General features: G+C 72.4%; 1 protein-coding gene and 2 pseudogenes. 2 read left to right on the top strand and 1 reads right to left on the bottom strand.

Annotation, left to right across the window (positions count from 1 at the left end):
- Nucleotides 1–24: 24 nt before the first annotated feature.
- Nucleotides 25–4743, bottom strand: a pseudogene (locus EF387_RS48745) (type I polyketide synthase); the annotation flags it as partial.
- Between the two features lie 291 nt (nt 4744–5034).
- On the opposite strand from EF387_RS48745, the gene EF387_RS35185 reads away from it, so the two are divergent.
- Nucleotides 5035–6645, top strand: a complete 1611-nt coding sequence (locus tag EF387_RS35185; RefSeq protein WP_128380659.1) for an aspartate aminotransferase family protein — start codon at nt 5035–5037, stop codon at nt 6643–6645.
- A 98-nt stretch (nt 6646–6743) separates the two neighbouring features.
- A pseudogene (locus EF387_RS35180) lies at nt 6744–23576 on the top strand (SDR family NAD(P)-dependent oxidoreductase); the annotation flags it as partial.
- Between the last annotated feature and the right edge of the window lie 510 nt (nt 23577–24086).

Below are 24086 nucleotides of genomic sequence, written 5' to 3'. Positions count from 1 at the left end.
CCTGTTCCAGGAGTCGGGCGGGAGTCAGTGCTTGGCGCGACCGAGCTCGTTGTCGATGAAGTCGAGCAGTTCGGCGGTCGATGCCGATTCGAGCGGGTCGGCCGATGTCGCCTCGGCTCCGTCCCCCGGCTCCGCACCGGTCTCCAGCCACCGTGACAGCAGGGTCTGGAGCCGGACGGTGATCTCGTCGCGGTCACCGTCGATGTCGCCGGCGTCCCCTGCCGTGAGCGCGTCCTCCAGCTCGTCCAGCGTGGCGAGCACGGTCGATGGCGGTCGTGCCGCGGGGTCGGCGGCGAGTCGGCTGAGCAGGAACTCTGCCATCCTCGCGGGAGTGGGGTGGTCGAACACCGCTGTGGCCGGCAGTTGCAGACCGGTGACCGTGTTCAGCCTGTTGCGCATCTCCACCGCGGTGAGCGAGTCGAAGCCCAGCTCCCGGAACGGCTGCTCGGGGTTGATCGCGGCAGGGTCGCCCAGGCCCAGGACCGCGGCCACCCGGCCGCGGACCAGCTCGAGGACGAACTCCGCGCGCTCGGCATCGCTCAGCCCGGACAGCCGCTGCACCATCGGCACCTCGGTGCCGCTCGCCGGCCGACGGCTCTGGGCGGGCAGCAGCGCTCGCAGCAGCGGCGACACACGGTCGAGCGCCGTCGGCGCGTCCAGGTCGAGCGGCGTGGTGACCACGGCGGGCAGGGCCGTCGAGATCGCGGCGTCGAACAGCGCCGTCCCGTCCTCGGCCCCGATCGCGGCGAAGCCGTCCCTGGCCAACCGGGCGCGGTCGATGTCGCTCAGGCCCGCGTTGATGCCGCCGTCGACGTCCCACGGGCCCCAGGCCAGCGAGGTGGCGGGCAGCGCGTGGGCACGACGGTGCTGGGCGAGCCCGTCGAGGAACGCGTTCGCGGCTGCGTAATTGGCCTGACCGGGTCCTCCGAACAGGCCGACGGTGGAGGAGAACAGCACGAAGGCCGACAGGTCCGCCTCGCGCGTCAGGTCGTGCAGGTGCCATGCGGAGTCGGCCTTGGCACGCAGGACGGAGTCCAGCTGCTGCGGGGTCATGGCCGGCAGCAGACTGTTGTCCAGCGTTCCGGCCGCGTGTACGACGGCGCGCAGCGGTCGGTCGGCGGGAATCCCGGAGAGCAGCGCGGCGAGGGCCTCGCGGTCCGCGACATCGCAGGCGGCGATGTCCACGGTGGCGCCGAGCCCGGTCAGTTCGGTGCGCAGGCTGTCGGCTCCCGCCGCCCGCGCGCCGGAGCGGCTCGCCAGGAGCAGACGCGTGACGCCGTGCTCGGTGACGAGGTGGCGGGCTACGGTGGCGCCGAGCACACCGGTGCCACCGGTGATCAGCACGGTGCCGTCCGGGTCCCAGACCGGACCCTCCGACCCGGTGCGCACCGCGGAGGGGCGGATCCTCCTCAGCCGGGGGACCAGGGCCTCACCGGCCCGGACGGCGGCCTGGGGCTCGTCGGCGGAGAGCAGGGCGGAGAGCAGGGCCGCCGGGACGGGCTCCGCGCCCATGCCGGCGTCGGTGTCCACCAGCACGATCCGGTCGGGTGCCTCCGACTGAGCGGAGCGGACCAGGCCCCACAGCGCCGCGGCCGCCGGGTCGGGTGCCTCGGTGTCCGTCGTGGCGACGGCGCCGCTGGTGACGACGACCAGACGGATGCCGGCGAAGCGGACGTCGGTCAGCCACTGCTGGACCAGGGCCATGGTGTGCTGGGTCAGCCGATGCAGGGTGTCGGCCGGCCGCGGGTCCCGGCCCGTTGCCGGAGCGGTGTCCGGGTCCGGTCCCAGCGGGACGACGAGGGCGTGCACCGAGGTCCCGGATTCCAGTGCTTTCCCGAAGGACGCCAGGTCCTCGTAGGCGGGGAACTCCATGGCCTCGCCGCCGGACCGCCCGAGCTTCGCCCAGGCCGCCGCCCGGGCGGACGGCCTGATGACGTCCGGTACCCAGCCGACCTGGTGCAGCGCCCCGTGCACGGGGCCCGGCCCGTCGAGCTGCGCGTCCCGTCCGGCGGGCGCCAGCGGGTCCAGCCAGTACCGTTCGGACTGGAAGGGGTAGGTCGGCAGGTCGACCTTCCGCGCACCGGTCCCGGCGAAGAAGGCCTGCCAGTCGACCGGTACGCCCCGGGCGTGCAGCACGCCGAGCGCGTTGACCACCGTCTGCGGCTCCGGCTTGTTCTTGCGCATGGCGGGAACCGCAAGCGTCTCCTCGTTGAGGACACTGGCGGCCGCCATCGCCGACAGGACTCCGTCGGGACCCAGCTCCAGCAGCGTGGTGACGCCCTCTGCCTCCAGCGTGCGTACCGCGTCCAGGAACCGGACCGGCCTGCGGATTTGCTGCACCCAGTAGTCGGCCGAGGTCCATCCGTCCCCGGAGTCCACCTGGCCGCTCACCGTGGAGACGATCCCGAACTTCGGCCGGTGGAAGGTCAGTTTCTCGGCGATGGTGCGGAACTCCTCCAGCATCGGGTCCATCCGGTGCGAGTGCGACGCGCGGAGGATCGGCAGCACCTTGATGGACCGGCCCCGTTCCTTCCACAGCGCGGCGACGGCGTGAACGGCGTCCTCGTCGCCCGAGAGCACCACCGCGCGCGGGCCGTTGATCGTGCCGATCACCGCGCGGCCGTCCGCGTCGAGGGTCTCGCGCACCTCTTCCTCGGTCGCCTCGACGGCGATCATGGCGCCGCCTTCGGGCAGGGACCGCATCAGGCGGCCGCGGGCGGTCACCAGGACCGCGGCATCCGACAGCGACAGCACACCCGCGAGGTGGGCGGCGATCAGCTCACCGGTCGAGTGGCCCACCAGGTAGTCCGGACGCACTCCCCACGTCTCCAGGAGGCGGAACAGGGCGACCCCGACCGCGAAGAGGGCGGCGAGGGTGTAGTCGATCTGGTCCAGCTCGTCGCCGGTCTCGATCACCTCGCGCAGCGGACGGGGCAGGTGCTCGTCGAGCGCCGCGCACACCTCGTCGAAGGCCGCGGCGAACACCGGGAACGCCGAGGCCAGTTCGCGTGCCATGCCGATGCGCTGGGCACCACCGCCGGTGAACATGAAGGCGAGCCTGCCCTCGTCCTTGGTGCCGAGGATCGCGCCGCCGCCCTCGTCCGCCAGCGAGGCGAGGCCGTCGAGCAACTCCTCCCGGTCGGCCGCTACCGCCACGGCGCGGTGCCGCAGTGCCGAACGGGTGGTGGCCAGCGAGTAGGACAGGTCGGTGAGGTCGAGGTCGGTGCGTTCGGCCAGGAGTCCGCCGATGCGTTCGGCCTGGGCGCGCAGTGCCTCGGGGGACCTGGCCGACAGCAGGTACGGCAGTACCGGCGGCGGGGACGGGACCGAAGGCGTCGGCGGCTCGGCGGGCTCCTGCGGGGCGGGCTGCGGCGGCTCTTCGACGATGACGTGCGCGTTGGTCCCGCTGAAGCCGAAAGCGGACACGGCGGCGCGGCGCGGCCGGTCGAGGGCCGGCCAGTCCTGCGCCTCGGTGAGCAGGGCCAGGGCACCGGTGTCCCAGTCGACGTGCGGCGTCGGTTCGTCGGCGTGCAGAGTCCTGGGCATGACGCCGTGCTGGATGGCCTTGACCATCTTGATGACACCGCCGACTCCGGCGGCGGCCTGGGTGTGGCCGATGTTGGACTTGAGCGATCCCAGCCTCAGCGGCCGGTCCTGCGGCCTGCCCCGGCCGTAGGTGGCGAGCAGGGCGTTGGCCTCGATCGGGTCGCCCAGGGGCGTTCCGGTGCCGTGCGCCTCGACGACGTCGACGTCGTCCGCGGACAGGCCGGCGTGGTCGAGCGCCTGGCGGATCACCCGCTCCTGCGCGGGACCATTGGGCGCGCTGAGCCCGTTGCTGGCACCGTCCTGGTTGATCGCCGACCCGGATATCACGGCGAGCACCTGGTGGCCGTTGCGCCGGGCGTCGGAGAGCCGTTCCACCAGCAGCAGGCCGACGCCCTCGGCCCAGCCGGTGCCGTCGGCGGAGGCCGCGAAGGACTTGCACCGTCCGTCGGCCGACAGACCGCGCAGCCGGGAGAACTCCACGAACGCCTGCGGCGTGGACATCACTGTGACACCGCCGGCCAGGGCCATGTCGCACTCGCCCCGGCGCAGTGCGGTGGCCGCGAGATGGAGGGCCACCAGGGACGAGGAGCAGGCCGTGTCGATGGTGACGGCTGGTCCCTCCAGACCGAAGACGTACGCCAGCCTGCCCGAGGCCACGCTGCCCGCGCTGCCGCTGTACAGGTAGCCCTCGAACTCCTCCGGCGGCAGATACGGACGCGCCCCGTAGTCGTGGTACATCGATCCGATGAACACGCCCGTTCTGCTGCCGCGGACCGACTCGGCGGTGATCCCGGCCCGTTCGAAGCTCTCCCACGCCGTCTCGAGCAGCAGCCGCTGCTGAGGATCGGTGGCCAGGGCCTCCCTCGGTGACATTCCGAAGAACTCCGGATCGAACCGGTCCGCGTCGTGCAGGAACCCGCCCTGGTCGGTGTACGACTTGCCGACCGTGTCCGGGTCGGGGTGGTAGAGCCGGTCCAGGGGCCAGCCACGGTGCTCCGGGAAGGGGGTCACCGCGTCCACGCCGTCGGTCACCAGCTGCCACAGCCGTTCCGGCGAGTCCACGCCGCCGGGGTAGCGGCACGCCATCCCGACAATCGCGATGGGCTCGCGTTCCTTCTCCTCGATCTCTCGCAGACGCCTGCGGCTGGCGTGGGCTTCGGCGACGGCACGCTTGAGGTACTGGCGGAGCTGCTTCTCGTCAGTGCTCACGCGCCCTCAGCTCCCAGGACCGCCTCAAGCGAGGCACCAGCCGGTTCCTCGGTACCGTGCACGGTTTTTTCCTTTCCCGGAGAATTCTTTATGCAGATCACAGCCTCCGCATTGTCACCCGAGCTCTGCCACGGCCCAGTAATTACGCGTTCTTTCCTCGCGAAGCGACATGCGGTGACCGTCGGCTGATGCACCGGTGAGCGTCCGATTACAGGCCCATTAGCACCGGGAGGTACAGTCCGGAAAAAGTAGGTATCGAAGTACGGAACTGGAGCGAAAATGAGCCCGGAGATTGACGAACGCGAACTCGCGGAACCCTATCTCGGGGGTCTGCTCGCTTCTCTCGGACTGAGCGTCCACTATTCCAGAGCAGAAAAGGACACACTTTTCTACCGTGATGGAACGGGTCGTGAGGTGTCGGTGCTCGACCTCGTCGGCGGATACGGTTCGACGATCATCGGACACAACAACCCGGACATCGTCGCCTACGCCAAAGAGCTCCTCGACCAGGGGGTTCCGGTGCACGCCCAGTTCTCCAAGCACCCGTACGCGAACGACCTCGCGCTGAAGGTCAATGCCATCATCAAGCGCGAGTTCGGGACGTCGGACGACTATGCCGCGATCTTCGCCAACAGTGGCGCCGAAGCGGTCGAGACAGCGATGAAGCACGCCGAGTTCGACCGGGTCGCGAAGCTGGCCGAACTGGCCGAGCGCATCGACGCGAACATCGAGAAGACTCGTGCGGCCGTCGGCGGCGGCGCGGAGGTGGTGGTCGACGACGTACACCGGCAACTGGGCACGGAGGCAGCGGTGCCCGCCGAGGCCCCGCTGGACGAGGTGGTCGCCGCGATCAGGGCCGTCAACGGCGAGCGCATGTCGGCCCCACCGGTGTTCCTCGCCCCGGAGGGAGCGTTCCACGGCAAGCTGGTCGGCAGTGTCCAGCTCACCCACAACGCCGGTTTCCGCACGCCGTTCAGCGCGCTGGCGGCACAGTGCCGGTTCGTACCGGTGCACGAGCCGGACGCGTTGGCCAAGACCCTCGAGTCGGAGCGCAGGACGCTGTTCGACCTCACCGTCGACGGCCGTGCGGTGCGCGTCGTCGAACGCGAGATGCCGGTCGTCGCCGCGTTCATCCTCGAGCCCGTCCAGGGCGAGGCGGGGATCAGGCTGTTCGACCGGGACGGCGCGCTGCGCATCCAGCAGGCGTGCGCGGCGGCCGACTGCCCGATCATCGTCGACGAGATACAGAGCGGCATGGGCCGCACCGGCGCCTTCTTCGCCGGCTCGCACCTGGGCCTGCGGGGTGACTACTACACGCTGGCCAAGAGCCTGGGCGGAGGCATCGCCAAGGCCGCGATGACGCTGGTGCGCGGTTCCCGCTACCGCAAGGAGTTCGAGCTCGTGCACAGTTCGACCTTCGCGAAGGACGCCTTCTCGACCTTGATCGCCGGCCGGACGGTGGACCTGCTCGAGGCGGAGGACGGGAAGGTCTACCGCACGGCGGTGGAACGCGGGAACCGGATCCTCGACATGCTGCGCAAGCTGCAGGCCGAGTTCGGGGACGTCATCAAGGACGTACGCGGCAAGGGCCTGATGATCGGCCTGGAGTTCCACGACCAGTCCGGTTCCTCTTCGGCGGTCATAGCCGAGCAGTCCCGGGCGGGACTGCTCGGCTATGTGCTGTCCGGCTACCTGCTGCGCGTGCACGCCCTTCGGATCCTGCCGACCGCCAGCGCCACGAACACCCTGCGCCTGGAGCCGTCCGTCCACATCACGGACGCCGAGATCGCCCGGTTGGAGTCCGGACTGCGCGGTCTGCTGGCCGCACTGCGGGACCAGGACGGGGCCGTCCTGCTACCCGCGGAGGCTGCCGGGGACGCCGGCCAGTAGGCGTCACAGAGCAACGGGTGACGGGGCTCCCGGTGCACACAGGTGCGCCGGGAGCCCGCATTGCGGCTGTCTGAACTCATAAAGGAAGAGCTATTCACATGACGACAGGGCATGACGGGTACGGGGACGGTCGCGACGAGCCGGTTGCGATCGTCGGAGTGTCTTGCCGGTTGCCCGGGGCGACCGAAGTAGCGGATCTCTGGAAGCTGCTGAGTGACGGCCGCACTGCGATCACCGAGATCCCGCAGGGGCGTCGGCACGGGATCTCGGACCGGGTCCGGTTCGACGGCGGCACCCGGTTCGGGGCGTTCCTGGACGCGGTCGCGGACTTCGACGCCGGCTTCTTCGGCATCTCGGCACGCGAGGCCGCGGCGATGGACCCGCAGCAGCGACTGGTACTGGAGCTGGCCTGGGCGGCGCTGGAGGACGCCGGGATCGTCCCCGCCTACCTGGCAGGGACGACCGCCTCGGTGTTCGTCGGATCTCTGCGCGACGACTACGCCGGTCTGGTGCTGAGCGGTGGCGACGGCGCGATCACCCAGCACACGAACACCGGCACCCACCGCGCGGTCATCGCCAACCGCGTCTCGTACGCCCTCAACCTGCGCGGGCCCAGTGTCGTGGTGGACACGGCGCAGTCGTCGTCGCTGGTCGCGGTCCACCTGGCGGCCCAGAGCGTGCGCTCGGGCGAATCGCCCGTCGCCATCGCGGCCGGGGTGAACCTCAACCTCCTCGCGGAGGGAGCGCTGGGCGCGCAGCGCTTCGGCGGCCTGTCGCCGGACGGCCGCAGCTACGTCTTCGACGCCAGGGCCAACGGATACGTCCGGGGCGAGGGCGCCGTGGTCATGGTGCTCAAGCCGCTGGCCGCCGCCCTGGCCGACGGGGACGACGTCTACGCGGTGATCCGCGGCAGCGCCGTCAACAACGACGGAGCCACTCCCGGCCTGACCGTGCCCAGCCCCCAGGCGCAGGAGCGGGTGATCCGGGCCGCGCTGCGGCGGGCCGACATCACCCCTGACCGGGTGCAGTACGTGGAACTGCACGGCACGGGCACCCCGGTCGGCGACCCGGTCGAGGCGGCCGCGCTGGGCGCGGTCTTCGCGGGGCGGCAGGCCGACGGGACCGCCCGGGGAGCGGACCCGCTGCTCGTGGGGTCGGTCAAGACCAACGTCGGGCACCTGGAGGGCGCAGCCGGAATCACCGGCCTGCTCAAGACGGTGCTTGGCATCAGGAACCGGCGCCTGCCCGCGAGCCTCAACTTCGAGACCCCGAACCCGGACATCCCGCTCGACGACTTCGGGCTGCGGGTCAACACGGACCTGACCGACTGGCCGCACCCGGACCGGCCGCTGATCGCCGGCGTCTCGTCGTTCGGCATGGGCGGCACCAACGCCCACGTGGTGCTGAGCGAACCGCCGGCCGTCGAGCAGCCGAGCGGCGACGACTCCGGCGACGAGCCGGGCACCGCCATCGTCGCCGTTCCCGTCTCGGGCAGGACCGCTGCCGCGCTGCGTGCCCACGCCGCTCGGCTGCGCGAGACCGGCCTGGCACCGCACGACCTCGGATTCTCCCTGGCGACGACCAGGACGGCGTTCCGCTACCGTGCCGTCGTCCTCGCGTCCGGCACCGAGGACCTGCGCACCGGCCTGGACGCGGTCGCGAACGGGACGTCCGCAGCGAACGTCATCGCGCAGCCGGACGACGATCAGCGCCACCCGGGGCCCGTCGCCGACCCGACGGATGAGCGGCTCGTGGAACTGACCGCTCTCGCCACCCAGTTCGTGCGCGGCGCGGACGTCGACTGGACGGTGGCCTACGCGGACGTCCGGGCCAAGCGGGTCCGGCTGCCGGGCTACCCGTTCCAGCGCGAGCGGTACTGGACAGGTGAGCACCGCGGCTCGGATCCGGGCACCGGGAGCACCGACGGTACCCCGACGGGCGGCACGGACCCGGCCGCCCTGGTCACGGCGCAGGTGGCCGCGGTGCTCGGCACCGGCGACCCGGACGGGATCGAGCTGGACTCGAACTTCCGGGATCTCGGGTTCTCCTCCCTGACGACCGTCGAACTGATCGAGAACCTGTCGGCCGCGACCGGCCGGCAGTTGCCCAGCGGCCTGCTGTTCGACCATCCGACACCCCAGGAGCTGATCACCTACTTCGCGGAGACCGGGATCGAGCCGGGCGCCGCGGACCGGTACCCGCACACGCCCGGGCCGGCCGGACGGACCGGCGCCTCCCCCGGCCAGGACGAGGACGCGATCGCGATCGTCGGGATGGCCTGCCGGTTCCCGGGCGGGATCGAGTCGCCCGAGGACCTGTGGCGCGTGGTGTCCGAGGAACGGGACGTCATCGGTTCGTTCCCCACCGACCGCGGCTGGCAGCCCGGTGACGGCTACTTCCGGGTCGGCGGCTTCCTGGAAACCGCCGCCGAGTTCGACCCGGGCTTCTTCGGGATCTCCCCCAGGGAAGCGCTCGCCATGGACCCGCAGCAGCGACTGCTGCTGCAGACCTCGTGGGAGGCCCTGGAACGCGCCGGGATCGACCCCAAGGCACTGCGCGGCAGCCGTACCGGCGTGTTCGTCGGCGGCACCGCCTCCGACTACGGCCCCCGGATGCACGAGGCGGGCGACGACGTCGCGGGCTACGTGCTGACCGGCACCACGACGAGCGTGCTGTCCGGCCGTATCGCCTACCAGCTCGGGTTCGTCGGGCCGACGCTCACCGTGGACACCGCCTGCTCGTCCTCCCTGGTCGCACTGCACTTGGCGGTCCGGGCCCTGCGCGCCGGTGAGGCGTCGGCCGCACTCGCCGGCGGCGTGACCGTCATGGCCACACCCGGCATGTTCGAGGAGTTCTCCAAGCAGCACGGTCTGGCCGACGACGGTCGGTGCAAGCCGTTCTCGGACGACGCCGACGGCACCGGATGGGCGGAAGGCGTGGGCATGCTCGTGCTGGAGCGGCTGTCGGACGCCCGGCGCGACGGCCACCCGGTACTCGCCGTGATCCGGGGCAGCGCGATCAACTCGGACGGCGCCTCCAACGGGCTGACCGCACCCAGCGGCCTGTCCCAGCAGCGGCTCATCAACACCGCGCTGGCCGACGCCGACCTGACTGCCGCCGAAGTGGACCTGCTGGAGGCACACGGCACCGGAACCTCGCTCGGCGACCCGATCGAGGCCGAGGCGATCCTCGCCGCCTACGGGCAGGACCGGGACGTTCCGCTGTACCTGGGGTCCCTGAAATCGAACCTCGGCCACACCCAGGCGGCCGCCGGAGTCGCCGGCGTGATCAAGGTGGTGCAGGCCATGCGGCACGAGGTGCTGCCGCGCAGCCTGCACGCCGACGTCCCGACCTCCCGGGTGGACTGGACGTCCGGGCAGGTCGAGTTGCTGACGCGGGCCAGGCAGTGGGAGCGGGCCGGCCGGCCGCGGCGCGCCGGTGTGTCCGCGTTCGGGATCAGCGGCACCAACGCCCACGTCGTCCTCGAGGAGGGCCACAAGAGCCCGACGGCGCTGGTCTTCACCGGCCAGGGCGCGCAGCGTCCCGGCATGGGCCGTGAACTGTACGCCCTGTTCCCGGTGTTCGCGCGCACCCTGGACGAGGTGTGCGCCGCGTTCGGCCCTCACCTCGACCGGCCGCTGAAGGAGATGATGTTCGACGCCGAGGCCGGCCCGGAGCTCAACCAGACCCGCTACACCCAGCCGGCGCTGTTCGCCTTCGAGGTGGCGCTGGCCGAGCTGGCCGCCGAGCAGGGGCTGGAGGCCGATCTGCTCGCCGGGCACTCCATCGGTGAACTGGCCGCCGCCTACGTGGCCGGGGTGTTCTCCCTGCCGGACGCGGCCCGGCTGGTGGCCGCCCGGGGCCGGCTGATGCAGCAGGCCCGCTCCGGCGGGGCGATGATCGCCGTGGAGGCCACCGAGGCCGAGATCACCGCGACCCTGGTCGACGGAGTCGTGGTCGCCGCCGTGAACGGCCCGGCGTCGGTGGTCGTCGCCGGGGACGCCGACGCCGCCGAGAGCGTGGCTGCCGCGTGGCGGGAGCGCGGGCGCCGGGTCACCCGGCTGACCGTCAGCCACGCCTTCCATTCCCCCCACATGGACGATGTGCTCGACGAGTTCCGGGTGGTAGCCGAATCGATCGAGCACCACCCGCCGCGGATCCCGGTGATCTCCACGGTGACCGGACGGCCGCTTCCCGACGACGTGTCCGGGTACGCCGACCACTGGGTCACCCAGATCCGTGGCGCCGTCCGGTTCCACGACGCCGTCCGCGCGCTGCGCGAGGCCGGCGCCGCCGTGTTCGTCGAGGCCGGTCCGTCCGCCGCGCTGACCCCGCTGATCCGTTCCGCCGGGATAACCCGGGTCGTCCCGCTCGGCAGGTCCACCGGAGCCGAGACGGACGTCTTCGCCGCCGGTCTCGCCAGGACGCGCGGTGAGGAGCCCACCCATCCCTTCCGCCGGGACCGCTACTGGCTCCCGCCGCGGCCGGTGCGCGGCACCTCGGAGCATCCGCTGCTCGACTCGGTGGTGGAACTGGTCGACCGGGACGAGGTCGTGCTGGCGGGCACCGTGTCGCTCGCCGAGCACCCGTGGCTCTCCGGGCATGTGATCAACGGCTCCGCCCTGCTGCCCGCCACGGCGTTCCTGGAGCTGGCGCTGTTCGCCGGCGAACGGGTGGGACTGCCCGAGGTGGCGGATCTGACCCTGGAGAGCCCGCTGGAATTCCCCGCCACCGGCTCCGTCCAGATCCAGGTCACCGTGCGCGAGCGGCAGTTGGCGGTCCACTCACGGCGCGAGGGGGAACAGGAGTGGACCCGGCATGCCTCCGGGCTGCTGCTGGACGCCGGAGCCGGCCTGACGGCGGGTTCCGCCGACCGGTTGGAGTGGCCGCCCGCGGGCGACCCGGTGCCGGTCGAGGACGCCTACGCGCTCCTCGCCGAGCGCGGGTACGACTACAGCGGCCCGTTCCGCGGACTGCGGGAGGTGCACCGCGACGGTGACACCGTCTACGCGCAGGTCCGGCTCCCGGACGAACACCTCGGCTCCGAAGCCGGGTTCCTGCTGCACCCGGCGCTGGCGGACGCGGTGCTGCATCCCCTCGTACTGGGGCTGGTCGACGGTGCGCAGGGAATGCGTCTGCCGTTCGCCTGGAGCGGGGTGCGCGTGCACTCCGGCGTCGTCGGCGGCACGGAGTTGCGAGCCCGGCTGGCCCCGGCCGGCGGTGACAGCACCTACGAACTGCTGCTCGCCGATGCGACGGGCGCCCCGGTGGCCACGATCGACGCACTGGTCCTGCGGGCCTCGGCCCCGGACAGCGCCGGCACCGCCCCGATGTACGAACTGACCTGGCAGCGCAAGGACGCCGGTTCGGCCGACGGCTCGGCCGACGGCGACGGCACCCTGCGGCCCACCGTCGTGGAGGTCGCCCCGGGCGACGACCCGGCGACCGCGGTCGCCCAAGCCCTCCTCAGGATCCAGGAGTGGGTGGCCGGCGAACACGACCGGGACGAGCGGCTGGCTCTGGTCACCCGGAACGCGATGGCCGTCGTACCGGGTGAGCCGATCGCCCGTCCGGCCGCGGCCGCCGTGTGGGGCCTGGTGCGGACCGCCCAGAGCGAGTACCCGGACCAGGTCGTCGTAGTGGACATCACCGACAGCGCCGGTCCCGCCGCCGAGCAGGAAGCGGCTGCCGCGATAGACGCGGCCGTGCGGACCGGGGAGCCGCAGATCGCGGTCCGTGACGGCGTACTCCTGGTGCCCCGGCTGGCCAGGGTCGCCCCGGCCCCCGGCACCGAGGCCGTCGAACCCGGTTTCGGATGGAGCCCCGACGGCACCGTCCTGATCACCGGCGGCACGGGCGGCCTCGGCGCGTTGATCGCCAGGCATCTCCACCACCGGCACGGCCTGCGCAACCTCCTGCTGGTCAGCCGCCGTGGCCCGGATGCGCCCGGTGCCGCCGAACTGATGGCGGAGCTGGATGGCGCGCGCTTGGCCGCCGTGGACGTGACCGACCGGGCCGCAGTGGCCCGCCTGCTCGACGACGTACCGGCCGACGCGCCGCTGACCGCGGTGATCCACACCGCCGGAGTGCTCGACGACGCCACCATCACGGCGCTGACCGAGGAGCGCATCGGCACGGTGATGGCGGCCAAGGCGGACGCCGCCCGGCACCTGCACGAACTGACCGCTGCCCGGGACCTGGACGCCTTCGTCCTGTTCTCCTCCATCTCCGGTCTGCTCGGCACGGCCGGACAGGCCAACTACGCCGCCGCCAACACCTACCTGGACGCCCTGGCGGCGCATCGCCGTGCCCTCGGATTACCGGCGACGTCGCTGGCATGGGGGCTGTGGCAGGAGGGCATGGGGCAGTCCCTCGGCACATCCGACACCCAGCGCTGGATGCGGTCCGGGGTGGCACCGCTGACCGCGGAGCAGGGGCTCGCCCTGTTCGACCGCGCGGTGTCCGGTGACGCAGCGCTCCCGGTCCCCGCGGCGCTGCAACTGTCCGGGCTCTCCTCCGGCGGCCCCGTGCCGGCCGTCCTGAGCGGCCTGGTCAGGCGGCGCCGCAAGCCGGCCGCGGCGGAGTCCGCCGGGCGGGCGGGCGAGGTACTGACCGACAAGCACGCCCGGGACATCGTCCGGGCGACCACGGCGGCCGTACTCGGGCTGCCGAACCCGAACGCGCTCGACCTGACCAAGGCGTTCCGCGAGCTGGGATTCGACTCGCTGGCCGGCGTCGACCTGCGCAACCGGCTGATCGCGGCCACCGGACGGCAACTGCCGACCACCCTGGTCTTCGACCACCCCACGCCCGAGGCGCTGGTCACGTTCCTGGCCGCCGACTCGGAAACGGCCTCGGTCACGCAGCCGGCCGGTGGAACGCGGCGCTCCGGCAGGTCCAGGCACCGGGCCGACGAGCCCGTCGCGATCGTCGGCATGGCGTGCCGCTTTCCCGGCGGGGTGCGCTCGGCCGACGACCTGTGGCGGCTGGTGCTCGACGGGCGGGACGCGATCTCCGAGTTCCCGGCCAACCGGGGATGGGACCTGGACAGCCTGTACCACCCCGACCCCGACCACCCCGGCACCAGCTACACCCGACACGGCGGCTTCCTGCACGACGCAGACCTGTTCGACGCGGCGTTCTTCGACATGTCGCCGCGCGAAGCCCTGGCCACCGACCCGCAGCAGCGTCTGCTGCTGGAAACGGCGTGGGAGACCTTCGAGGACGCCGGCATCGACCCGGCGGTCCTGCGCGGTAGCCGAACCGGCGTGTTCACCGGCGTGATGTACGACGACTACGCCTCCCGGCTCCCGGCCACCCCGCGGGAGGTGGAGGGGTTCCTCCTGGCCGGCAACACCTCCAGCGTGATCTCCGGGCGGCTGGCCTACATCTACGGCCTCGAGGGCCCGGCGATCACCGTGGACACCGCCTGCTCGTCGTCGCTGGTCGCGCTGCACCTGGCCGCGAACGCGCTGCGCTCGGGCGAGGTGGACCTGGCCCTGGCGGGCGGCGTCACCGTGATGTCGGGGCCGAGTACGTTCGTGGAGTTCTCCCGCCAGAACGGACTGTCCGCCGACGGCCGGTGCAAGTCGTTCTCGGCCGACGCCGACGGCACGGGCTGGTCGGAAGGTGTCGGCCTGCTGCTGGTGGAACGGCTCGAGGACGCCCGCCGCAACGGGCACCAGGTCCTTGCCGTGCTGCGTGGCTCGGCGGTGAACTCCGACGGTGCGTCCAACGGCCTGACCGCACCCAACGGGCCGTCCCAGGAACGAGTGATTCGCTCCGCCCTCGCCAACGCCGGTCTGTCCGGCAGCGACGTCGACCTGATCGAGGCGCACGGCACCGGTACCCGGCTCGGTGACCCGATCGAGGCGCAGGCGCTGCTGGCCACCTACGGCCAGGACCGCGAGGAGCCCGTCCGCCTGGGTTCGCTGAAGTCGAACCTCGGGCACGCCCAGGCCGCCGCCGGCGTCGGCGGGGTGATCAAGGTGGTCCAGGCGCTGCGCCACGGCGTCCAGCCACGCACCCTGCACCTGGGCGAGCCGTCGCCGCACGTGGACTGGTCGTCGGGTTCCGTCGAGCTGCTCGCCGAGGAGCGGGACTGGCCGGAGCTGGGTCGGCCGCGCCGGGCGGCGGTCTCCGCGTTCGGCATCAGCGGCACCAACGCCCACGTGATCCTGGAACAGGCCGAGCAGGCCGCGCGGCCCGTCCGCACGGCGACCCGTAGCTCCGGTGCCGGTGAGCGGTCCGACGCCCGTCCCCCGGTGCTGCCGCTGGTGCTGTCGGCGCGCACCGAACCGGCGCTGCGCCGGCGGGCCGCGCAGCTGCGAACACACCTCGACGAGCACCAGGACGCCGAGTTGACCGACGTCGCGGGCACCCTCGCCACGCACCGCGCCGTGCTGGACCACCGGGCCGTCGTACTCGGTGACGACCGGGAGAGCCTGCTGCGCGGGCTCGACGCCGTCGCCACGGGAACGTCCGGTGGGACGCACGTGGTCCAAGGAACCGGGACGGGGCGTGGTGCGACGGCGTTCCTGTTCACCGGACAGGGCGCGCAACGGCCCGACATGGGACGCGAGCTGTACGAACGCTCCCCCGTCTACCGCGCCGCGTTCGACGAGGTGAGCGCGCACCTTGATCCGCTGTTGGACCGGCCACTGCGCGCCGTCGTGTTCGCCGAGCACGACAGCGCGGATTCCGCCCTGCTCGACCAGACCGCGTACACCCAGGCCGCGTTGTTCGCCGTCGAGGTGGCGCTCTACCGGTTCGCCGCGCACTACGGCATCATCCCGGACTACCTGCTGGGGCACTCGGTCGGCGAGGTGGCCGCGGCGCACGTGGCCGGTGTGTTCGACCTTCCCGACGCCTGCCGGCTGGTCGCCGCCCGGGGCGCCGCGATGCAGTCCGCCCGCGACGACGGGGCGATGGCCGCACTGGAGGCCACCGAGAAGGAGGTGCTCGACTCGCTGGTGACCGGGGCGTCGATCGCCGGCGTGAACGGTCCTCGGGCCGTCGTGGTCTCCGGCGACGACGCCGCGGTGGCCGCGATGACCGAGCAGTGGGCGGGCCGCGGCAGGCGGACCCGGCTGCTCGCCGTCAGCCACGCCTTCCACTCGCCGCACATGGACGAGGTGCTGGCCGGCTTCCGCGCCGAACTGGATGCGCTCACCTTCCACGAGCCCGGCATCCCGGTCGTCTCGAACGTGACGGGACAGATCGCCGCCGCCGGCCAGCTGACCTCGCCGGACTACTGGGTGGCCCATGTCCGGCAAGCCGTCCGCTTCTTCGACGGCGTCCGGACCCTGCGGCACAACGGTGTCACCGAGTTCGTCGAACTCGGCCCGAACGCGGTGCTGACCGCGATGGTCGCCCAGACGGTCGCCGACGAGGAAGCCGGCGAGACCGGTGGCGTCTCGGTGCCGATGCTGCGCTCCGGACGCGGCGATGCGGAGACCGCGTTCGCCGCGCTCGCCGCCCTGCACACGCGAGGCGTACCCGTCGACTGGGCGGCGGTGTTCCCGGCGACCGGGCTGGTCCCGCTGCCGCGGTATCCGTTCCAGCACCGCCGGTACTGGCTGGAAGCCCCGTCCTCCGCACACCCTGTGCTGGCCACCGTGGTGGACCTCGTCGACGGCGCGACCCTGCTGACCGGCGAGATCGGCGCCACCGGATGGGCCGGTGACCACCGGGTCCGCGGTGACGTCCTCCTGCCCGGCACTGCGCTGCTCGACATGGCGTTGCACGCCGGGGCCGGAGTGAACTGCCCGACCGTCGGCGAACTGACCCTCACCGCGCCGGTGGTCCTGCCCGAGGACGGGACCGTTGCGATCCACGTCCGGGTCGGCGCCCCCGACGCCGATGGCGGCCGTACGGTCGTGATCCACTCCCGGCCGGCTCCTTCCGGGGCCGAGGAGGGGGCCGCATGGACGCAGCACGCCCACGGTGTCCTCGTCCCCGGGGGGCAGTCGCCCCCGGCAGAGCCCGAGCCGGCCGGGCGGGAGGTCGACCTGACCGGGGTGTACGAGCGGTTGGCCGAGCACGGCTACGACTACGGTCCTGCCTTCCGTAACCTGCGGGCGGTGCGCCACGACGGCGAGGACCGGTTCGTCGAGGTGGAGCTCCCTCAGCGGTACCGGACCGAGGCGAGCCGGTTCGGGGTGCACCCGGCACTGCTGGACGCGGTCCTGCACGTCCTGCTGCCTGCAGTGGTCGACCCCGAGGCACAACCGGTCCTGCCGTTCTCCTGGACCGGGGTCACCCGGCACGCGGCCGATGCGACGGCGCTGAAGGCCGCGGTCACGGTGCGCGACGCCACGGCGCGTCTGGTGGTCCACGACCAGGACGGCAGGGCGGTGCTGACGGTGGACGAACTGGCGCTGCTGCCCCTCGGGGGGAGCCACACCCCGACGGGAATGCACACGGTCGTCTGGCGGGATGCCACCGGAGCCGACGCTCGGGCCGAGGAGGCCGTGCTGCACCGCGTGGCGGCGGATGCCCGGTGCGACGTCCCGGCGGCGGCGAGGGACGCGGTGCACCGCGTCCTCGGTGAGCTCAGGCAGATCCTCGCCGAGGAGGACGAGCGCAGGCACGCCTTCGTCATCACCCCGGATCTCGCCCACGCGACGGTCCGCGGACTGGTCCGCAGCGCCCAGGCGGAGAACCCGGGCAGGTTCGTACTGATCGAGGCCGACGAGTCGGCGACCGAGGAGCAGGTGCGCAGCGCTCTTCGCACCCCGGAGCCGGAGGTCGCGATCCGGGACGGCAGGATCCTCCTGCCCCGCCTCGCCCGGACGGCCGGTGGCGCGGCGACCGCCTCGGACATCGCGGTGGACTGGAGCGCGGGCCCGGTGCTGATCACCGGGGCGACCGGAACCCTCGGTGCGGTCCTGGCCCGGCACCTGGTCGTCAACCATGGCGCGCGGACCCTGGTACTGGTCAGCCGCCGGGGCGAGGCCGCGCCCGGCGCGGAGAAACTGCGGAGCGAGCTGGTCGGCCTGGGGGCCGCCGTCACTCTGGCGGCAGCCGACGTGACCGACCGGCAGGCCCTGGAGCGGATCTTCGCCGAGCACGAGCCGGCCGCGGTGGTACACACGGCGGGCGTGAACGCCGACGCCACACTGGCGGGCCTGACCACCGAGCAGATCGACTCGGTGCTGCTGCCGAAGGTGGACGCGGCATGGCACCTGCACGAGCTGGCCGGTGACAGGCCGGTTGTGCTGTACTCCTCGGTCGCCGGGCTGCTGGGTACGGCGGGCCAGGCGAACTACGCGGCGGCCAACACGTTCCTGGACGCCCTGGCCGAGCACCGCCGCCGGCTGGGCCTGCCCTCGGTCTCCCTCGCCTGGGGCCTGTGGGAGCAGAGCAGCGGCATCTCCGGCCATCTGACCGACGTGGACCTCCTTCGACTGGCCCGTACGGGTCTGCGTCCCCTGGACACCGCGGAGGCGCTCGGCCTGTTCGACGCCGCCGTCGACCAGGCCACCGGCACCGGTGCCCCGGTGGTGGCCCTGACCCGCTTCGACCGGTCCGCCCTTCGCCGCCGCACCGAGCTTCCCGGGCTGCTGCGCGACCTGGCTCGGCCGGCCGCGGCCCCGGCGACCGCCACCGCGCGCGACGGTGATCCGCGGGGACGGGCGGCGGACGGCGCACCGTCCTCCTCCCCGCTCGACCCCGCCGACCTCGCGGGGATCATCCGCCGGCAGATCGCCGCGGTCCTGGGCCACGCCGACGTCGGCGAGGTCGACGAGAACCGCTCGTTCAGCGAGCTCGGATTCGACTCGCTGACCGCCGTCGAGCTGCGCAACCAGCTGGGCACCGCGATCGGCCGACGGCTGTCCGCGACCGTGGTGTTCGACCACCCCACCCCCGCCTCCCTGACCGAGCACCTGCGCAGCCTCCTGGCGGCCGCGGATCCGTCGCCCGGCGACAGGGCACGGTCCCGGAAACGGTCCGAGGCAGCCGAGGATCACGACGAACCGATCGCGATCGTCGGCATGGCCTGCCGGTATCCGGGCGGCGTCGCCTCGCCGCAGGATCTGTGGCAGCTGGTCGCCGACGGCCGCGACGCCACCTCGCCGTTCCCGGTGAACCGGGGCTGGCCGAGCGATCTCTACCACCCCGACCCGGATCACCCCGGCACCTCCACCACCAGCCGGGGCGGCTTCCTGCACGACGCGGACCTGTTCGACGCCGAGTTCTTCGGGTTGTCGCCGCGAGAGGCTTCGGCTCTGGACCCGCAGCAGCGCCAACTCCTGGAAACCACCTGGGAGGCGGTGGAGAATGCCGGCCTGGAACCGCAGGCCTTGCGCGGCAGCCGGACCGGGGTCTTCGTGGGCGTCATGTACAGCGACTACGGGTCCCGGCCGGACCTGCCCTCGGAAGGGGTGCAGGGATACCTCTACAGCGGCAGCGCGGGCAGCATCGCCTCCGGCAGGCTGGCCTACACCTTCGGGTTCGAGGGGCCGACCCTTACGGTCGACACCGCGTGCTCGTCCTCACTGGTCGCGGTGCACCTGGCCGCGAGCGCCCTGCGGCGCGGAGAGTGCGACCTGGCGGTGGCGGGCGGTGCGACAGTGATGTCCACGCCGACGGCGTTCGTGGAGTTCTCCCGCCTGCGCGGGCTGTCCGAGGACGGCCGGTGCAAGTCGTTCTCCGACGACGCCGACGGCACCGGATGGTCCGAGGGCGCCGGCATGCTGATGCTGGAGAAGCTGTCGGACGCCCGGCGCAACGGACACCGGGTACTGGCCGTCCTGCGGGGCTCGGCCGTGAACTCCGACGGCGCCTCGAACGGGTTGACCGCGCCCAACGGTCCCGCCCAGGAACGGGTGATCCAAGCCGCGCTGGACTCGGCCGAACTCGAACCGGCCGAGGTCGACCTGGTCGAGGCGCACGGCACCGGCACGAAGCTCGGTGACCCGATCGAGGCACAGGCAGTCATCGCCACCTACGGACGTAACCGTCGAAGCCCGGTGCTGATGGGTTCCCTGAAGTCGAACATCGGGCACGCCCAGGCGGCTGCGGGAGTCGGCGGGATCATCAAGGTCGTCCAGGCCATGAGGCACGGCATCGCCCCGGCCACCCTGCACGTGGGCACCCCGTCGCAGCACGTCGACTGGTCGCAGGGCAAGGTCGAACTGCTCACGCGGTCCCGCCCGTGGCCGCGCGGGGAGCACCCGCGCCGGGCCGGTGTGTCCTCCTTCGGGTTCGGCGGCACCAACGCCCACGTGATCATCGAGGAGGCCGACGCCGAGCCGTCCCCGGTCCTCGGGGAGGACACCGGGCCGACGCCGTCCATCATCCCGTGGGTGCTCACCGCCCGTACCCCGCAGGCCCTCGCGGACCAGGCGGAGCGCGTCGCCGGACTGTCCGGCGCGGACGCGTCGTTCACTCTCGCCACGCGTTCGGCGATGCCGTACCGCATCGCGGCGACGAGCCCGCGAGCCCTGCGCGACGCGGTCCCCGTACGGGCGGCGGAAGGCAAGCTGGCCTTCGCGTTCACCGGGCAGGGCGCACAGCGCATCGGCATGGGGCTCGAACTGGCCTCCACCTACCCGGTGTTCGCGGCGGCCTTCGACGAGGCCTGCGCGCACTTCGACGCCCCGCTGCGCTCGGTGATCCGCGAAGCGATCGCCACCGGGGAGGGCCTGGACGAGACCGGCACGGCGCAGCCCGCGCTGTTCGCCGTCGAGGTGGCCTTGTTCCGCCTGATGGAGTCCTGGGGGATCCGGCCGGACCTGGTCCTCGGTCATTCGGTCGGCGAGGTGACCGCCGCGCATGTCGCCGGGGTGCTGTCCCTGTCCGACGCGGCCCGGCTGGTCGCCGCCCGCGGCGGCCTGATGCAGGCCCTGCCCCGCGGCGGCGCGATGGTCGCCGTCGAGGCGAGCGCTGCCGAACTGGACGGGCGAGAGCTGCCCGACGGAGTGACGATCGCCGCGGTCAACGGTCCCTCCTCGATCGTGTTGTCCGGTGCCGAGGTTGCGCTGCTGTCCTTCGTGGAGCAGGAGTTCACCGGCCGCAAACGCCGGACCAAGCGGCTCTCGGTCAGCCACGCCTTCCACTCCCCGCTGATGGAGCCGATGCTGGACGACTTCCGGGCGGTCGCTCGGGAGCTCACCTACCGCGCCCCGGCGATCCCCGCGATCTCCACGGTCACCGCGGCGGGCGCGGAGGAGTGGACCGATCCGGAGTACTGGGTGAACCAGGTCCGGGCGACCGTCCGGTTCCACGAGGCCATGCACACCGCTCGGGACGAAGGCGTACGCACGGTGCTCGAAGTGGGGCCCGACGCGGTGCTCACCGGCATGATCGCGGCCGGCTTCCCCGCGGACGAGGCCGACAGCCCGGCCGCCGTGCCGCTGAGGCGGGACGGCAAACCGGAAGTGGACACCGTCGTCGCGGCGCTGGGCACCCTGTTCACCCGAGATGTCGAGATCGACTGGCGCGCGGTGTTCCCCGGTGCCAGGCCCGTCGATGTGCCCACCTACGCTTTCCAGCGCAAGCGGTTCTGGCTCATCCCGGCCCGACAGGCCGACGTGACCGGCGCCGGGCTGCGCTCGGTGAAGCACCCGTTGCTCGCCGCGGCGGTCGATCTCGCCACGGGTACGGGCGACGGCGGCACCACCGTCTCTACCGGCCGGCTGTCCCTGTCCACCCACCCGTGGCTGGCCGACCACCGAGTGCAGGGCGCCGTGATCGTGCCCGGTGCCGCATTGATCGAACTGGCCGCGTCGGCGGGTGCGCTTGCGCAGTTCACCATCACCGAACCGGTGGTCGTACCGGACACCGGCGCGCTCAGCCTCCAGATGGTGGTCGACGGCACCAGCGTCACGGTCTTCTCCCGGCGGGAGGACGCCGACGCCGACCTCCCGTGGGCCGAGCATGCCGCCGGAACCCTGGACACCGGAGCATACGCGGCCGCCGCGCAGGCCGAGCCGTGGCCGGAGGGCATGACCGAGATCGATCTGACCGGGACGTACGACCGGGTCGCCGACCACGGCTACGACTACGGTCCCGCCTTCCGGGGGCTGCGGTCCCTGCGGCGCCACGACGAGGAACTGTTCGCCGAGCTCGAGGCACCGCAGGAACTGACCGGATCCGCCGACGGATTCGCCGTGCACCCGGCGCTGCTGGACGCGGTCCTGCACCCGCTGCTGCCCGGCGTCGCCGACGAAACCCGGGGGGCCGCCCTGCCGTTCGCCTGGTCCGGGGTGCGTTTCCACGCCGGAGCCGCGGCGACGCGCGGGACGGTCCTGCGGGCCCGGATCACCCCCACGGGTCCGGAATCGGTGCGCCTGCTGGTGACCGACGCCGACGACCACGTCCTGGTGGAAGTGGACGAACTGGTGCTGCGCCCGCTCACCGGTCTGGCGACCGGTGCCGCAGCCGGCAGGAACCTCATGTACGGCCCGGTCTGGCGCGCCCTCGAGATGCCCGAAGTGCCCGCCGGCACGCCGGTCGACGACACCGCGTACGAGGTGGTGCAGGTCAATGCCGGTGAGGGCGACCTGCCGCAACGCGCCCGGCACGCCGTACACCACACCCTCGGTGTGCTGCGTGATTGGCTCCGGCGCGACACCACCGCGAAGCTCGCCGTGGTGGCCGGCGCCGACCTCGCCCACGCCGGAGTCCGCGGCCTGGTCCTCAGTGCCGCGACCGAACATCCCGGCCGATTCCTCCTGGTGGACCAACAGGACTGGGACGGTGCCACCGATGTCCGGGCCGCCGTCAAGGAACTGCTGGCCGGGACCGGCATCGGTGACGAGCCGCAGGTACGTGTCAGCGAAGGGGAGGTTCTCGTTCGGAGGCTGGTCCGCCACAGGCCGGCAGCAGGCTCCCGGTCCCCACGTCCGCACGGCCCGCAGGATGCCGCGATCCGATGGGGCGAAGGCACCGTGATGATCACCGGCGCACGCGGCGCGCTGGGCACGGCGCTGGCCAGGCACCTGACAGAGCACCACGGTGCTCGGTCGCTGCTGTTGGTCAGCCGCAGCGGCATCGCTCCTCAGCTCAAGGAGCTGGGGGACGACGTCGAGATCATCTCGGTGGCCTGCGACGCCGCCGACCGCGACGCGCTGACCGGACTCGTCGAGCGTCACCGCCCCGTTGCCTTCGTCCACGCCGCCGGCACACTGTCCGACGGCACCTTGGACGGGCTGACCTCCGAGCAGGTCGACACCGTGCTCCGGCCCAAGATCGATGCCGCCTGGCATCTGCACGAACTGGCCGGGGATGCGCCCTTGGTGCTGTACTCGTCGATCGCCGGCCTCCTCGGGACGGCGGGGCAGGCGAACTACGCGGCGGGCAACACCTTCCTGGACGCCCTTGCCGAGTACCGTCACTCGCTCGGTCTCCCCGCCATCTCGCTGGCGTGGGGACTGTGGGAGACCGGGATGGGTGACCACCTGTCGGAAGCGGACCTGAGGCGGATCTTCACGCTCGGGCTGCGCCCGATCGCGGTGCCGGATGCCTTGGCCGCCTTCGACCTCGCCACCTCGCAGACCGCCGGTCCGGCGGCCACCAACGCCCTGCCCCCGGTGGTCGCCGTGACCGGCACCGACCGGGCCGCCCTTGGTGCCGCCGCCGCGCACCTGCCTGCGGTGTTGCGGGATCTCGTGCCTCGTTCCGGCCAGGTCGCGGCCTCTCGCAGCGGCCGGCCCCAGCCTGTCCAGGCGGCATCCGGCATCCAGTGGGAACAGCCGGGTGCGGTGCTCGACCTGGTCCGTCGCGAGGTCGCTGCGGCCCTGGGCCACGGCGACGTGTCCGCGATCGAGTCCGAGGCGTCGTTCACCGAGTTGGGCTTCGACTCGCTGACAGCCGTCGAATTGCGCAACCGGCTCGCGGGGGTCACCGGTGAACGCCTGCCGACCACATTGGTGTTCGACTACCCGACGCCGTCCACGTTGGCGGAGAACCTGCGCAGTGTCCTGGCAGCCAAGCAGGCCGCACCTGTCCTGGACCAATTGGAGGCGCTGATCGTCGACGGGCGACTCGAGGCGGAGGCGCTGGCCAGGCTGCACCACCTGCTCGGCGGCGCTGTGCCCGCCGCAAGGCCGGACGCACAGCAGTTCGAGAAGGATCTGGACGACGCAGCCGACGAGGAGTTGTTCGCTCTCGTGGATGAACTGCAGTAAGAGCTCCGAAAAAGGAGAGCCCGATCAGCTGGGGCGTCATGGGGGTGCCCCAGCTCGAGCGGAGCCGAGAGCTGGGAGGAGCGTGCGACCGCAAGGCGCCGGAAGCTCCTCGATGGGGGCCCCGGAGCGGCGGGGCTCCGCCCGATCCGGGCGCCGACGGAGTGCACTGCGCACATCACGGCGCGCTCGTGCCCGGTGCCCGCGGTCGAGCAGCAGGGTGATCGGTAACATCGCCGCCCGGCGTCACACGCGGACACGAAAGCCGCCTCATGACCGGCTACTCGGACAGCCCTCGACCGGTTGCGG

Source organism: Streptomyces cavernae (assembly GCF_004023625.1).
GTDB classification, from domain to species: Bacteria; Actinomycetota; Actinomycetes; order Streptomycetales; family Streptomycetaceae; genus Streptomyces; species Streptomyces cavernae.
The sequence above is the reverse complement of the archived record's forward strand: the minus strand, read 5'-3'. Positions and strand labels throughout refer to the sequence as shown.

Bases quoted from the DNA above. Each gene is read 5' to 3' on its own strand.
- EF387_RS35185 (WP_128380659.1), top strand. From the start codon at position 5,035: ATGAGCCCGGAGATTGACGAACGCGAACTCGCGGAACCCTATCTCGGG.